This window comes from Ectopseudomonas toyotomiensis (assembly GCF_900115695.1).
Taxonomy (GTDB): domain Bacteria; phylum Pseudomonadota; class Gammaproteobacteria; order Pseudomonadales; family Pseudomonadaceae; genus Aquipseudomonas; species Aquipseudomonas toyotomiensis.
Genome location: NZ_FOXK01000004.1, coordinates 389537 through 403716, shown reverse-complemented (window position 1 = coordinate 403716; position 14180 = coordinate 389537). Strand labels below are relative to the sequence as shown.

The following is a 14180-nucleotide window of genomic DNA, read 5'->3' as shown; positions in this document are numbered from 1 at the left end:
CCCGGCGTTTTCATTGCTGTTGCGCTCTTAACCGCGAGGGCGCTTGGGCAGCACGTCCTTGAGCTTGGCGTGCATGCTGCGCAGGCTCTTCTCGGTGGTATCCCAGTCGATGCAGGCATCGGTGATGGATACGCCGTACTTGAGGTCGCACAGATTCTTTGGAATCGACTGGCTGCCCCAGCCCAGGTGGCTCTCGACCATCAGGCCAACGATGGAGTTATTGCCTTCCAGGATTTGGTTGGCCACGTTCTCCAGCACCAACGGCTGCAGAGCCGGGTCCTTGTTGGAGTTGGCGTGGCTGCAGTCGACCATGATGTTCGGGCGAATGCCGGCTTTTGTCAGTTCCTGCTCACAAATGGCAACGCTGACCGAGTCATAGTTCGGCTTGCCGTTGCCACCGCGCAGTACCACGTGGCCATAGGCATTGCCCTTGGTAGTGACGATGGATACGCCACCTTCCTGGTTGATGCCGAGGAAGCGGTGCGGGCTGGAAACTGATTGCAGGGCGTTGATGGCCACGGTCAGACCGCCGTCGGTACCGTTCTTGAAACCAACCGCCGAGGACAGGCCCGAGGCCATTTCGCGGTGGGTCTGGGATTCGGTGGTGCGCGCGCCGATGGCCGACCAGCTGATCAGGTCCTGCAGGTACTGCGGGGAAATCGGGTCGAGCGCCTCGGTGGCGGTGGGCAGGCCCATTTCTGCCAGGTCGCGCAGCAGCTTGCGGCCGATGTGCAGGCCGTCCTGGATCTTGAACGAGTCGTCCAGGTACGGATCGTTGATCAGACCTTTCCAGCCGACCGTGGTGCGTGGCTTCTCGAAGTACACGCGCATGACCAGGAACAGGCTATCGGACAGCTCGGCAGCCAGTACCTTGAGGCGCTCGGCATACTCGTGAGCGGCCTTGATATCGTGGATGGAGCAAGGGCCGACGACCACGAACAGGCGATGATCCTTGCCGTCGAGGATGTCGCGTACCACCTGACGGCCATGGGCCACGGTCTTGAGCGCAGCATCGGTCAGAGGAATCTCGCGTTTGAGCTGATCGGGGGTGATCAGGGTTTCGTTGGAAGCGACGTTGAGGTCGTCGATCGGTAAATCAGCCATCGTGCTATTCATCGGGTCAGGTCGTCAGGTCACGGGTGCCGGCCGCCAGCGATCCCCCTATGGCGGTGCACAGCTAGTTGGTGCAGGGGGAGCCGAACCTTAGCGCGTACGCGGCTGCGCGACAATGGGCGTTAAGTTCAATAAGGCTGATGGAGTGGCAGCATGAGGGTGTCTTGTTACCCTCGTTGTTGGGTGGTTGCAGCGTATTCAGGCGAGATAGGGAAACTCGGCGGCATGCTTGGCAATCCAGTCCTGAGCGCACTGCTCGATGGCCATGGGGTGGCCTGATGCCTGCTCCAACTGTTGTCGGTAATGCTGAATCTGGCAAACCTGCTCGACCATGCGCGCGCGGAACAGGGTGTCTTCATCGAGAAAAGCGATGCCTACCAGATAATCGGTGTCCTGGCGCCGACACCAGGCCACTACGCCGGGATAGCGCGCCTGTTCGCCCAGTAGCGGGATGCGCAGTTCGACCGAGGTGCCGCGGCGAAAGCCACGTGTCGAGTTGCACGCAACCCCGCCGAGGCTGATATTGTTCAGCCGCTGCCGAGGAATGCAGGCTTGTTTGCGCAGCACCAGTTCAACCGGCATGTTGCTTGGATGACGCAGAAACTTACGCATGAACACCGACCTTGAATGCAGGCAAACTGACATCAGTGAATTCAGTATAGCGACGCAATTGGAATTGACCGATCTGGATGCCGACCGCCGGCTACTCGATCTTCCCGGTACCTCGCTACTAGTGTTCACAAGCACGGGCTGTGCCAGCTGCCGCTGGGCACGTCAGGCCTTGCCTGGCATGCCGCTGCCCATAGAGCGCCTGTGCTGGGTCGATGCCGGGCATAACGCCGGATTGGTGACGCGATACGAGGTATTCCATCTGCCGGCGCTGTTTCTGGTCAAGGACGGTCATTTCTTTGGCGCATTGCACACGCGTCTTATCCATTCTGATCTGGTTAACGCCATGGGCGAGGCCCTGCTTCGCCCGGCTGAGGAGCTTCCCTGATGTCTCAATACCCTGCGCCGCGTATCGGCATCATCGGCACCGGTGCCATTGGTGGTTTCTACGGAATGCTGCTGGCTCGCGCTGGTCATGACGTGCACTTTTTGCTGCGTAGCGAGTACGGTGCGGTGGTCGAGCGAGGCCTGCAGTTGAACAGCGTGGTACATGGTGCACTGAACCTGGCGCCGGTACAGGCCTACCAGCATGTCGACGAGATGCCACCGTGCGACTGGTTGCTGGTCGGCGCCAAGACCACGGCCAATGCCGAGCTGGCGCCGCTGATTGCCAAGGCTGCAGCGCCAGGCGCCAAGGCGGTGCTGCTGCAAAATGGCCTGGCAGTGGAAGATGAGCTGCGCCCACTGTTGAGCGATGACCTGCATCTGTTGGGCGGACTCTGTTACATCTGCGTTCATCGCAGTGCGCCGGGTGTGATCGAGCATCAGGCTTTGGGTGCGATCAACCTGGCCTACCACTCCGGGTCGATGGATGACGACGAGACGCGCCTTGCACTGGTCGAGGAGGGCGCGAGCCTGCTGCGCAGCGCCGGCCTGGACTCGGCAGCGATGCGCGACCTGGCGCAGACGCGTTGGCAGAAACTGGTATGGAATATCCCTTACAACGGCCTGTCGGTGCTGCTCGATGCCGATACACGGCGCCTGATGGGTAATGCCGACAGCCGCGCACTGATCGCTGACATGATGCAGGAAGTGGTGCAGGCTGCTCAGGCACTGGGCTACGTCATGCCGGACAGCTATGCGGACAAATTGTTGGCCGCCACGCAACGCATGCCCGATTACCTGCCGAGCATGTACCACGACTTTGCCCAGGGGCGACCGGCCGAGCTGCACGCCATCTATGAAGCGCCTCTGGCGGCTGCCGATGCAGCGGGCTTCGATATGCCCAAGGTGCGCGCTCTGTATCAGGCGCTACGTTTCATTCAGGCTCGCCGGGAGGCCTAAGCATGGGTAAGGGGCTGGGGGACAAACTGGTGCTGGCGATTTCCTCGCGGGCGCTGTTCGATCTGAGTGAAAGTCACCAGATCTACGAAAGCGAAGGGGTGGAAGCCTATCGCCGCTATCAGATTGAGCATGAAGACGAAGTGCTGATGCCGGGCGACGCCTTTCCGCTGGTGGAAAAGCTGCTTGGGCTGAACACACGGCTCAGCGAACAGCGCGTGGAGGTCATCCTGGTGTCGCGTAACAGCGCCGATACCGGGCTGCGTGCGTTCAACTCGATCCAGCACTACGGGCTCGGCATATCCCGCGCCGCCTTCGTCGGCGGTCGTAGCCCCGATCCTTATCTGGCGGCCTTTGGCTGTCATCTGTTTCTGTCTACCCACGCCGATGACGTGCGCAACGCACTGAAAGCCGGTTTCGGCGCGGCCACGCTGCTTTCCGGTGGTGCGCGGCGAGCGAACAGCAACGAGCTGCGTATCGCCTTCGATGGCGATGCCGTGCTGTTTTCCGACGACTCCGAGCGCGTCTACCAGAGTGGCGGCCTCAACGCGTTTCAGGATCATGAGCGTGAATCCGCTCGGCAGGCCCTGCCTGGCGGGCCTTTCAAGCCGTTTCTCGCTGCGTTGCATGCGCTGCAGCAGGAATTTCCCGAAGCCGAATGCCCGATTCGTACGGCGTTGGTCACCGCGCGTTCGGCCCCGGCGCATGAGCGTGTGATTCGCACCCTGCGCGAATGGAACATCCGCCTGGATGAATCCTTCTTCCTTGGTGGGCTGGACAAGTCGGCGGTGCTGGAGGCCTTCGCTGCCGATGTGTTCTTCGATGACCAGACCGGACACTGTGAAAAAGCTCGCCAGGTGGTGGCGACCGGTCATGTCCCCCATGGCGTCAGCAACGAGTTGGTGCCCTGAGCCTGGGCCTGTGCAGGCGCTCAAGCGCCTGCATATAGCCATTCGTCCTAAATAACGCTGCCGATCTTGCTTTGTCTGATGCGCTGCTAAGCTCAATCAAGGGCCTGCGCCAGCAGTCGAGGAGGCCGCGTGATCCGCTCGATACTCTATGCCACCGATCTGGGGCTTTACGCCTCCTACGTGCTGCAGCACGCCCTCGCTATGAGCCGCAGCTTCAAGGCCGATCTGTATGTGGTGCACGCGGTTGAGCCCATGGGGCTATTCGCCGAATCCGTGCTGCAGACCTACCTGGACGAGGACACCCTCGGGGAGCTGCGTCGTAATGGGCTGAATACCGTCATGGCCAGTATCGAGCAGCGTGTGCTGGAGGGCTTTCGCGACGAACTGGGTGATGGTCAGCAGGATCTCCAGTTGATTCGTGCGGTGCGGGTGCTTCAGGGGGATCCGCCTGCGGTGATTCTTGAGGAAGCGCAGAAACTTGGGGTGGATCTGCTGGTCGTAGGCAGTCATAGCCATGGCGCAGATCTGGCCGTGCCGCTGGGGCGTACGGCTGCGCGCATCGTGCAGTTGTCGGAGGCGCCGGTATACCTGGTGCCCATGCTGCAGCATCGTGGTCATGGGGATTTGTAAAAGGGGGTACCTAATAAAACGTTCTAGGCTGTTCGATTAAACCAATAATATGGTTATATAAGGCATTGGCAGTTGTTGGCCTGCCTTACTGCTCTGAGGGAAACATATGAAGCTTCAGCAATTGCGCTACATCTGGGAAGTTGCGCACCACGACCTCAACGTATCGGCTACCGCTCAGAGCCTGTACACCTCGCAACCAGGGATCAGCAAGCAGATTCGCTTGCTCGAGGATGAGCTGGGCGTGGAAGTCTTCGCCCGCAGCGGCAAGCACCTGACCCGCGTGACCCCAGCCGGGGAGCGCATCATCACCACTGCCGGCGAGATTCTGCGCAAGGTCGAAAGCATCAAGCAGATCGCCCAGGAGTTCTCCAACGAGAAGAAAGGCACGCTGTCCATCGCCACTACCCATACCCAGGCACGCTACGCGCTGCCGCCGGTGATCAGCGCTTTCATCAAGCAGTACCCGGACGTTGCCTTGCACATGCACCAGGGCACGCCGACGCAGATCGCCGAGATGGCCGCCGATGGCAGTGTCGATTTCGCCATCGCCACCGAGGGTCTTGAACTGTTCAACGACCTGATCATGATGCCCTGCTACCGCTGGAATCGCTGCGTGGTGGTGCCGCAGGGGCACCCGCTGACCAAGCTGCCGAAGCTGACCCTCGAGGCCCTGGCCGAGCATCCCATCGTCACTTACGTATTCGGTTTTACCGGGCGTTCGAAACTGGACGAAGCCTTCAGTCATCGCGGCCTGACGCCCAAGGTGGTGTTCACCGCCGCCGACGCCGACGTGATCAAGACCTACGTACGCCTGAACCTGGGCGTTGGCATCGTGGCCAAGATGGCGGTCGACGCCAAGCTCGATCCGGATCTGGTGGTGCTCGATGCCGATGACCTGTTCGAACCCAGCGTGACCAAGATCGGTTTTCGTCGCGGCACCTTCCTGCGGGGGTTCATGTGCGATTTCATCGAGCGTTTCGCCCCACACCTGACCCGCGAGATGCTGGCCAAGGCGGTGCAGTGCCATAACAAATCCGAACTCGAAGAGCTGTTCGCAGGTGTCGAGTTACCGATGCACTGAAGCAAAACAACCGAAACGAAACATGGCGCCCAAGGGCGCCATGTTTCGTTCTAGCCAACGTCAATCAATGACTGAGGTGCAGGCCGCACTCGCGATTGTCTTCACCCTTGGTCGGGTCGAAGTAATCGAACTCGTTCGGCAGGTCGTGGGCGACCAGGTACTGATACAGATCCTTGGAAGACCAGTGCAGCAGCGGGGCGACTTTGATCAGGCCGTCCGGGTTGATGCTGATGGGGTCCATCTGCGCGCGCACGGCGGTGTCGGTGGCCCGCAGGGCGGTGAACCAGACGCTGGGTGCGGTTTCGCGCAGGGCGCGGGCGAAGGGCTCGAGCTTCACTTCTTCGGTGAACGCGGCGTGGCGCGGATCATCCAGGCCGGGCACCGGGCCGTCGATGGCCTCGCGGTGCGCGCGCGAGCGCTTGGGCAGGTAGGTGATCAGGTTGAGGCCCAGCTTGCGCGTCACCTCGTCGGCGAAGCGATAGGTGGCTTCGGTGTTGTAGCCGCTGTCCATCCAGACCACCGGGATATCCGGTTTGACCTGGCTGACCATGTGCAGGATCACCGCTTCGAAGGGGCGGAAGTTGGTGGTGCAGATGGCGGGTTTGCCCAGTCCTATGGCCCACTGCACCAGCTTTTCAGGCTGGTTGCCGAATTCGGCGTTGAGCGCGTCCAGGTCGAGTTCCATGTTGAGGACTCCAGATCGTGTGCGTGAGGGCGCGATGGTAACAAAGCCCGGTTATGCGGCTAAATAACTAAGGCGATTTATGTCCTTCGTTCCGGTTATAAGAAGGCCGCATTGCGCCAGTCAGGCCCAGCGGCTAGAGTGCCGGCTCCTTTTTGGCTCAACCGAGGAGTGGCCTGTGGAAATCGCGTGTCTCGACCTGGAAGGCGTACTGGTTCCGGAAATCTGGATCGCCTTTGCGGAAAAAACCGGCATCGAGTCGCTCAAGGCGACCACCCGCGACATCCCCGATTACGACGTGCTCATGCAGCAACGCCTGCGTATTCTCGATGAGCACGGCCTGAAGTTGAAGGACATCCAGGACGTGATCGCTACCCTGAAGCCGCTCGATGGCGCTGTGGAGTTCGTCGACTGGCTGCGTGAACGTTTCCAGGTGGTGATTCTCTCCGACACCTTCTACGAGTTCTCCCAGCCGCTGATGCGTCAGCTCGGTTTCCCGACCTTGCTGTGCCACCGTCTGATCACCGACGAGAATGATCGTGTGGTCAGCTACCAGCTGCGCCAGAAAGATCCCAAGCGTCAGTCGGTCATCGCTTTCAAGAGCCTGTACTACCGCGTTATCGCCGCTGGCGACTCGTACAACGACACCACCATGCTCAGCGAAGCCCATGCCGGCATCCTGTTCCATGCGCCGAACAACGTGATTCGCGAGTTCCCGCAATTCCCGGCCGTGCACACCTTCGAAGCGCTCAAGCAAGAGTTCCTCAAGGCCTCGAATCGCAAGCTGAGTCTGTAACGCCGATGTATGAAAAACGCCGCGATTTCGCGGCGTTTTTCGTTTGGGGGCTCTATTCGGCTGTAGCCGACAGGCGCTCCAGCGTTTCCAGCAGCACTTTCACCTTGGTGATGGACTCCTGATATTCGGCCTGCCAGTTGGAGTCGGCGACTATACCGCCACCACCCCAGCAACTGACCTTGCCATCCTTGACCAGCAGGCTGCGGATGGCGATGGAGCTGTCCATCTCGCCGCGTACATCGAGATACAGCAGCGAGCCGCAATAGAGCCCGCGCCGTGTCGGCTCCAGCTCATCGATGATCTGCATGGCGCGGATCTTCGGGGCGCCGGTGATGGAGCCACCAGGAAAACTGCAGGCGATCAGGTCCAGCGCATCCCTGCCGGGCGCCAGCTCGGCGGTGACGCAACTGACCAGATGATGCACGTTGGGATAGCTCTCCAGGGCGAACAGCTCCGGTACTTTCACCGAACCGATGCGGCAGCTGCGGCCCAGATCGTTGCGCAGCAGATCGACGATCATCAGGTTCTCGGCGCGGTCCTTGCGGCTCGCCAACAGCTCCTGCGCCTGCAACTGGTCATCGTCGGTGTCATCGCCGCGGCGCCGAGTGCCCTTGATCGGACGGGTTTCCACCTGACCGTTGCTGACCTTGAGAAAGCGTTCGGGCGACAGGCTGAGAATGGCGTCGCCATCGCCCAGGCTCTGAAAACCCGAGAAAGGTGTGGGGCAGGCCTGGCGCAGTGCCAGGTAAGCCGCCCAGGGATCACCCGTGCAGGGTGCCTGAAAGCGCTGGGCGAAATTCACCTGATAGCAATCGCCAGCGAGGATGTAGCCCTGGATGCGCTCGATTGCCTGGCGATAGCGGTGCTGGTCGATAGCGGCCTGGAACGGCTGAGTCAGTCGGAAGGGCGCGAGTTCCTCGCTATGAGGTGCTTCGAACAGTGTACGCAGGCGCTGGCGCTCTGCCTCCGGCAGCGCCGGGTGAAACAGCAGGGCGCTGGTACCCAGCTGATGATCGCTGATCAGCGCCCAGGCGTAGAGACCGAAACGAGCATCCTCGAGATCGAGATCATCGACGCTCTGCTCGGGCAGCACTTCCAGGCGACGGCCGAAGTCATAAGACAGGTAGCCGATCAAACCACCGACGAATGGCAGCTCTTGCTGCGCTGGCACTTCGGCGGGCCCAAGGCTCTGCAATGCACCTCGCAAACGTTGCAGAAAGTCGTTGGCCGATTCGTCGGGCGTGGGTGCCAGTTCTGCCAATGGCCAGGCGCTCATAAGGTCATAGCGTCCACGCGTGGCACTTGGTCGTCCTGCATCCAGCATTACGGCGCCGGGGGCCTGGCGAATGCGCTGGAAGTAGTCGCTGGGGTCGGTGCGGTAAGGAAGAGGGTGCAAAGAGCAGCTGGGCATGCGTGGTAGTCGAAGGGGGGGAAGGAGCGATTGTAGTCCGTCGCTAATATTCATCCTAGGGCTTCGGCCAGGTTTGCTCCGGTACGCTCGGCTGATTAGTATGGAGTCGTGCCAGGATGTTGAACTACCGTGCCAAAACAATAATGAATGAAGGAATCCAGGCCATGGATGTAGTCATCGGTCCAGCCGCTGGAAGCCTGCTGCGTTCAAAACTGTCGCCGCCCCAGGCATCCGCGGACTATCTGGCAAGGCCCCAGGTGGAAGCCGCGCTTTCGGCCCACCCCCATGCCCGCCTCGTGCTGTTTTGCGCTCCTGCTGGCTTTGGCAAGACCACCGCTTTGGCGATGCTGGTCGAGCAGCGTCGTCAGGCCGGCAGCGCTGTTGCTTGGCTATCGCTGGGCTCTGCTGATGATGAGCCGGTACGTTTCTTCCAGCAACTGATCGACGCATTGGGACGTGCACTGCCCGGCCTGGGTGATTACGCCCTGGGTTACCTGCGCAATACCATGCGGGTGCCGGTCGAGGCCGTGATGGAAAGTCTGCTGGTGGATCTGTCGCAGCGTTCGGAGCCGTTGCTGCTGGTGCTCGACGATCTGCATCTGATCCAGGATGGCGAACTGCTCGCTGCACTCAATCGCCTGGTCAAGATGGCGCCCCCGAATTTCACCCTGGCCATCGGCAGCCGTTCGCAGCCCGCCCTGAGTCTTGCCACGTTACGCGCCAAGGGATTGTTGCTGGAGTTGGGCAGTGATGAGCTCAGGCTCAATCCTGAAGAGACGCGCGGTTATCTGGAACGCAGCGGCCTGCAGCTCGATCCAGAGACGTTTGGCGCACTTTACCGTCATACCGAGGGCTGGGTGGTGGGGGTGCATCTGGCCAGCTTGTGGCTGCGCAACCACCCGCAACCGACTGAGCGCCTGGCCGAATTGGGCGCAGACAAGAACGTGGTAGGCGATTACTTGCTGCGCTCGGTGTTCGAACAGTTGCCTGGCGAGCGCCAGGAACAGCTGTTGGCGCTAGGGGTGGCGCAGCAGCTCAGTGGCGAGCTGGTCAACGCCCTGACCGCGCGTCAGGATGGCCAGCAACTGCTGGAAGAGCTGGAGGCCATGCAGCTGTTTCTCCTGCCCATGGATCGAGAACGCCAGTGGTATCGCTTCCATAATCTGTTCGCCGAGTTTCTCCGCAGCCGTCTCAAGGATCGCGACCCGGAGCGCTTCAAGCAGCTGCATTTCAATGCCAGCCTGTGGTTCACCAACCACCATATGCAGAACCTGGCCATCGAGCACGCCTGTCTGGCCGAAGATGCCGAGATGCTCGCCGCGCTGCTCGACGGCTGCGGCCTGGAGCTGATCAACCGCGGCCAGCTCAACCTCATCTACAAATGGCGACAGCATGTGCCGGACGAAATCGCCGCGCGCTTTCCGGTGCTGGTGCTTGCCGATGTCTGGACCCGTGCGGCCGAGCTGGGCCTGAACGAGGCCAACGGCGTGCTCGATGAGCTGCTGGAGCGCTGGGCCGATTCGCGCGCCAGTGGGCCGTTGAGCGACAAGGTGCTGGCGACTCTGGCGATCAAGGCGGTGATCGCCTTGCAAAAGGATGATCTGGATACCTGCGTCGATCTGGCGCGGCGCATCGAGGCGCAGCTGGGGCAGCACACCGCGTTTCTCGAAGTGGCGATCCTCACCGTTGGCGCCTTGGCCAACGTCATGCTTGGCCAGGGCGAGCAGGCGCGCAAACTGCTGGCGCTGGCGCAGCAGCGCAACCATTTCCTCGAAGGCCGTTACCTGGACATGCAGTTGGCCAACGTGGAAGTGCTCCTGTGTCTGGAGCAAGGGCGGGTAAAGCAGGCGCAGCTGCTGTTCGAGCAGTTGCGTGCGCGGATGATGCCCTGGTTCGGCGAAAAGTCCCGAGCCCTGGTTCTGCCAACCATCAGCGAGTCGCTGATCGCCTATCACCAGGGCCGCCTGGACGGTCTGCAGGATCGGCTGCGCTGGGCGTTGGCCACGGTCGACGTGATCAACCCGATCGACCTGTATGCCCAGGCGATGCTTTGCCTGGCGCGGGTTCAGCGCCAGCAGGACGCGCCGAAAGAAGCGATCGCTACCCTGGTGCTGATGCAGAACCTGGCGGCGCGCAATCAATCCTGGCGTTTCTACGTGCAGGCCGTAGGCGAGGAGATTGCGCTGATTCTGCAGGAGCCGGTGGCCGACCGCAGCAAGCGCGCAGAACAACGTCTGAAATCTGTGGATTGGAGCAAGCTGGCGGGGTACTACACGCAGTGCAGTTTCAATCCGGTGCCGTGGGTGCTCGGTCTGACTCGTGTTCGTCTGCAGCAGGCGCGGGGCCATTTCAGCGAGGCGCTGCATGAGATCACCCAGTTGCGCAGCCAGTTGCAGGATGGCCGGCACGGGCTGCATCAGCTGCGCCTGGATCTGCTCGCTGCGCTGAGCTACCAGCGCCTGGGCTACCGGGAGCGTGCGCAGAGCCTGCTGGTGCAATGCCTGATTGGCGCCGAGCGGGAAGAGGCGCGCAGCCTGTTCATCGAGGAAGGCGAGGCCATACGCCAGTTGCTGCAGCAGTTGGAATCCGTCGAACGCCAGCCCGCGCTGCAGGTGTTCATCCGCAGCTTATTGAGTGCCTGGCCCGGTCAGGAGTCGTATCACACCCTGGACGCGCTGGAGGAGGGGCTGACCGAGCGCGAGCGTGAGGTGGTCTGTCTGGCCGCCAAGGGCCTGTCCAATGAAGAGATCGGCCAGCAGTTGGCGCTGGCCCTGGGTACCGTCAAATGGCACCTGCACAACATCTACGAAAAGCTCAAGGTGCGTAATCGTACTCAAGCTATCCGCCGTGCCCGCGAACTGAGCCTACTCGAATCATGAACAGCCAGAATCCGTCCTGCCCATCCGCTGCGCCGCTGCTGCTTACCAAGCTGTATCCCGCCCATGCCGAGGGTGCGCCGCTGCTGGAGCGCGCGGCCTTGCTCGAGCGTTTGCTGGACGCCAGCGAGCAGCGCCTGATCGTGCTCAGCGCACCCGCCGGCTTTGGCAAGAGCACTATCCTCAGCCAGCTGCGTAGCCGTTTGCAGGTGCAGGGGGCGCGGGTCGCCTGGCTGTCGTGCGATGAAAGCGATAGCGAACCGGCGAGGTTTCTGCCGTATCTGGTTGCGGCGGTTGCCGCCGCCTGTCCCGGCTTCGGCAGTAGTGCCGCGGCGCTGCTGCAGGGCGAGATCAGTTGGCCGCTGGAGGCGGTGATAGATGCGCTGCTCGACGATCTAAAAGAGCTGCCGGAAACGCTCTATCTAATGCTCGACGACTTTCACCACATTCGCCATCCGTCTCTCGGGCAGGGCGCGCGCTATCTGATCGAGCGTCTGCCCAAGCAAGTGCGCCTGGTGGTCAGCACGCGTTATCAACCGCGTTTTCTCGAAGAGCCGCCGTCGCTCGGCGCCTGGGCGTTCTGGCTCAAGGCTGAGGACCTGCGTCTGACTCGCGCGGAAACGGCTGCGTATCTGCGCAAGATCAAAGGTCTCGCGCTTGAGGAAAGTGAACTCAACCAGCTGCATACGCGCACGGAAGGCTGGATCACTGCGTTGCACCTGGCGTCGCTGGCCTTGCCACGCCAGCGCGATCGCACTGCCTTTCTCGCCGGGCTGTCAGGGACCGAACGCAACATTGCCGATTATCTGGCCGAAGATGTGGTGGCCAGCCTGCCGGAAGCCATGCAGCTGTTTCTCGACCAGACCTCGGTCCTCGACGAATTCAACGCTGAGTTGTGCAACGCGCTGACTGGGCGCCAGGACGGTCGTGACATGCTGCGCCGGCTGCAGGCCGAGCAACTATTCGTGATCGCGCTGGACGAGCAGGGCCAATGGTTCCGTTATCACCACCTGTTTGCTGACTTCCTGCAGGGGCGTCTGGCCAGGCGCGGCGATCCGGTTCATCTGTTGCACGCCGCTGCGCGCTGGTGCGAAAGCCATGATCTGGCCGACAAGTCGATCAAGTATGCCCTGCGCGCTCGCGATTATGCTTTCGCCGCCGAGCTGTTGGAGCGTCAGGGCGCGCGTCTGATCGCCGGTAATCGGGTCTACGGCATCCTCGCCATTCTCAAGGATATTCCACCGCTGGTGATCACCGAGCAGCCGGTGTTCCAGATTTTCTATGCCTGGCAGCTGGCCTTTGAACAGAAGTTTGCCGAGTCCGAGGCGTTGATCGAGGAGGTCAGCGCACGCCTGACGCAAGGGCGCGGCACAGGCATCCACTTTGGCCTGATCGAGCTGCTGGCTGCCGCTCAGGTGCTCAAGGCACTGGTGTTGCTCTACCAGGACAAGCTCGACGCCTGTCTCAAGGTCGCCAGTCACTGGCTGGCACTGGTACCAAAGAATCAGCCGGTATTTCGCGCCAGTCTGGCCTGCGTGCAGGCAGCGGCGTTCGCTCTGCTCGGTGAGTTCGGTGAGGCGGCCAAGGCGATTGCCGTGGCGCGGGAGAACCTGCGTCAGTGCGAGAGTGAGTACCTGCACGTGATGGCCAGCCTGATCGAGGCGCTGATCTGCAAGGAGTACGGCGAACTTGAGCGCGGTCGCTCCCTGGCCGAGGCCGCGCGGGCGAGGGTCGAGCAGGTGTTCGGGCGGCGCAGCCGGGTTGGCGGTCCGCTCGGGTTGGCTTATGCCGATCTGCTTTACGAACAGGATCGCCACGCTGCGATTCTCGCCGAGCTGCCGCTGGCCACCACCTGGCGTGATGTTGCCACGCCGGTGGAGTTGATCAGCCGCGGCAAGCTGGTCATGGCGCGTGCGCGCTTCTTTGCCGGTGCCGGTGAGCAGGGGCTGGAAGAACTCGACGAGTGGTTGAGCGGTTTGCAGGGGCCGGGCTACGAGCGGGTGTTCGCCATCGCCATGGGGTGCAAGGTGCAGTTCCTGCTGTGGTTACGCAGGCCCAACGAGGCGCAGCGTATTTATCTGCAGTTGGAGCGTCATCTCGCTGTATTGCCCATCGAACGCTATGGCGATGCACATACGGCGCTGGCGCTGAGCCAGGCGCGCCTGGCGCTGAGCGAGCAATGGGTGGAGAGAGCCCAGGCCAGCCTGGAGGCGTGCCTGGCCAAGCAGGGAGCGGACCACCAGCGTGATCGGCGTCTGCACCTGAGCCTGCTCCTGTCAGTGGCTTACTGGAGCAAAGGTCACGGCGAAAAAGCCTTCGCGCTGTTGCAGGCGACACTCGAAGAGGCCTGGCAATGTGGCTATCGCCGCTTGTTTCAGGACGACGCACTGTGGCTGCTGCCACTCTGGAATGCCTGGAGCCGCGCCGAGCCCAAGCGCGCCGCTGTCTGGCAAGGCGTTGCCGAAATGCTGCGCGAGCAGTGCCGCAGGTTGGCTATCGATCCAGAAAGTCTCGAGGAAAATCAGGGTGTCAGCCATCGCGAGCGGGAGATATTGCGGCTTGTGGCAGCCGGTCTATCGAATCGCGATATCGCCGAGGCGGTGCACCTGTCCGAGGCCACCATCAAATGGCACCTGCATAACCTGTTTTCCAGGTTGGGCGTACGCAGCCGCACGCAAGCGGTACTCAAGGGCAAGAGCCTGGGGCTGCTGAGCGAGGCATGAGACGGTG

The 14180-nt window shown here is 61.7% G+C and carries 12 protein-coding genes; 8 read left to right on the top strand and 4 right to left on the bottom strand.

Going from position 1 to position 14180, the window contains the following annotated elements:
- Nucleotides 1–27 precede the first annotated feature (27 nt).
- Together BM186_RS10640 and BM186_RS10635 are read right to left on the bottom strand one after the other, a co-directional pair.
- Nucleotides 28–1104: a 3-deoxy-7-phosphoheptulonate synthase gene (locus tag BM186_RS10640; protein ID WP_072423888.1), complete on the bottom strand. Its 1077-nt coding sequence runs from the start codon at nt 1102–1104 to the stop codon at nt 28–30.
- A 207-nt stretch (nt 1105–1311) separates the two neighbouring features.
- Nucleotides 1312–1725 carry a PilZ domain-containing protein gene (locus tag BM186_RS10635; protein WP_074915194.1) on the bottom strand — a complete coding sequence of 138 codons (414 nt, stop codon included), beginning with the start codon at nt 1723–1725 and terminating at the stop codon, nt 1312–1314.
- Between BM186_RS10635 and BM186_RS10630 the strand changes: the two genes are divergently transcribed.
- From BM186_RS10630 to cysB, 5 genes are all read left to right on the top strand, one after another.
- Complete coding sequence (locus BM186_RS10630) at nt 1724–2110, top strand: YbbN family protein (RefSeq protein WP_074915192.1); 387 nt, start codon at nt 1724–1726, stop codon at nt 2108–2110. The two genes, BM186_RS10635 and BM186_RS10630, sit on opposite strands and share 2 nt — an antisense overlap.
- Nucleotides 2110–3066 carry a putative 2-dehydropantoate 2-reductase gene (locus BM186_RS10625; RefSeq protein WP_074915190.1) on the top strand — a complete coding sequence of 319 codons (957 nt, stop codon included), beginning with the start codon at nt 2110–2112 and terminating at the stop codon, nt 3064–3066. The genes BM186_RS10630 and BM186_RS10625 overlap by 1 nt, the downstream gene beginning before the upstream one ends.
- Before the next feature lie 2 nt (nt 3067–3068).
- Nucleotides 3069–3974: a 5'-nucleotidase gene (locus tag BM186_RS10620; protein ID WP_072423891.1), complete on the top strand. Its 906-nt coding sequence runs from the start codon at nt 3069–3071 to the stop codon at nt 3972–3974.
- 129 nt (nt 3975–4103) lie between these two features.
- Nucleotides 4104–4604: a universal stress protein gene (locus tag BM186_RS10615; protein WP_017676797.1), complete on the top strand. Its 501-nt coding sequence runs from the start codon at nt 4104–4106 to the stop codon at nt 4602–4604.
- Between the two features lie 106 nt (nt 4605–4710).
- Nucleotides 4711–5685: an HTH-type transcriptional regulator CysB gene (gene cysB / locus BM186_RS10610; RefSeq protein WP_017676798.1), complete on the top strand. Its 975-nt coding sequence runs from the start codon at nt 4711–4713 to the stop codon at nt 5683–5685.
- 64 nt (nt 5686–5749) lie between these two features.
- Here the strand turns inward: cysB and BM186_RS10605 are convergent, their stop codons facing one another.
- Nucleotides 5750–6370 (bottom strand): phosphoadenosine phosphosulfate reductase domain-containing protein, encoded by a 621-nt coding sequence (locus BM186_RS10605; RefSeq protein ID WP_045736021.1) that lies wholly within the window; start codon nt 6368–6370, stop codon nt 5750–5752.
- 175 nt (nt 6371–6545) lie between these two features.
- On the opposite strand from BM186_RS10605, the gene thrH reads away from it, so the two are divergent.
- Nucleotides 6546–7163, top strand: a complete 618-nt coding sequence (thrH, locus tag BM186_RS10600; RefSeq protein WP_074915188.1) for a bifunctional phosphoserine phosphatase/homoserine phosphotransferase ThrH — start codon at nt 6546–6548, stop codon at nt 7161–7163.
- A gap of 52 nt (nt 7164–7215) precedes the next feature.
- Here thrH and pabB read toward each other — a convergent pair whose 3' ends face one another.
- Nucleotides 7216–8574, bottom strand: a complete 1359-nt coding sequence (pabB, locus tag BM186_RS10595) for an aminodeoxychorismate synthase component I (RefSeq protein WP_074915186.1) — start codon at nt 8572–8574, stop codon at nt 7216–7218.
- Nucleotides 8575–8738: 164 nt separating this feature from the next.
- Between pabB and BM186_RS10590 the strand changes: the two genes are divergently transcribed.
- Nucleotides 8739–11453: a winged helix-turn-helix domain-containing protein gene (locus tag BM186_RS10590; protein ID WP_241519880.1), complete on the top strand. Its 2715-nt coding sequence runs from the start codon at nt 8739–8741 to the stop codon at nt 11451–11453.
- Nucleotides 11450–14173: a helix-turn-helix transcriptional regulator gene (locus BM186_RS10585; protein WP_074915184.1), complete on the top strand. Its 2724-nt coding sequence runs from the start codon at nt 11450–11452 to the stop codon at nt 14171–14173. The genes BM186_RS10590 and BM186_RS10585 overlap by 4 nt, the downstream gene beginning before the upstream one ends.
- Nucleotides 14174–14180: the final 7 nt, after the last annotated feature.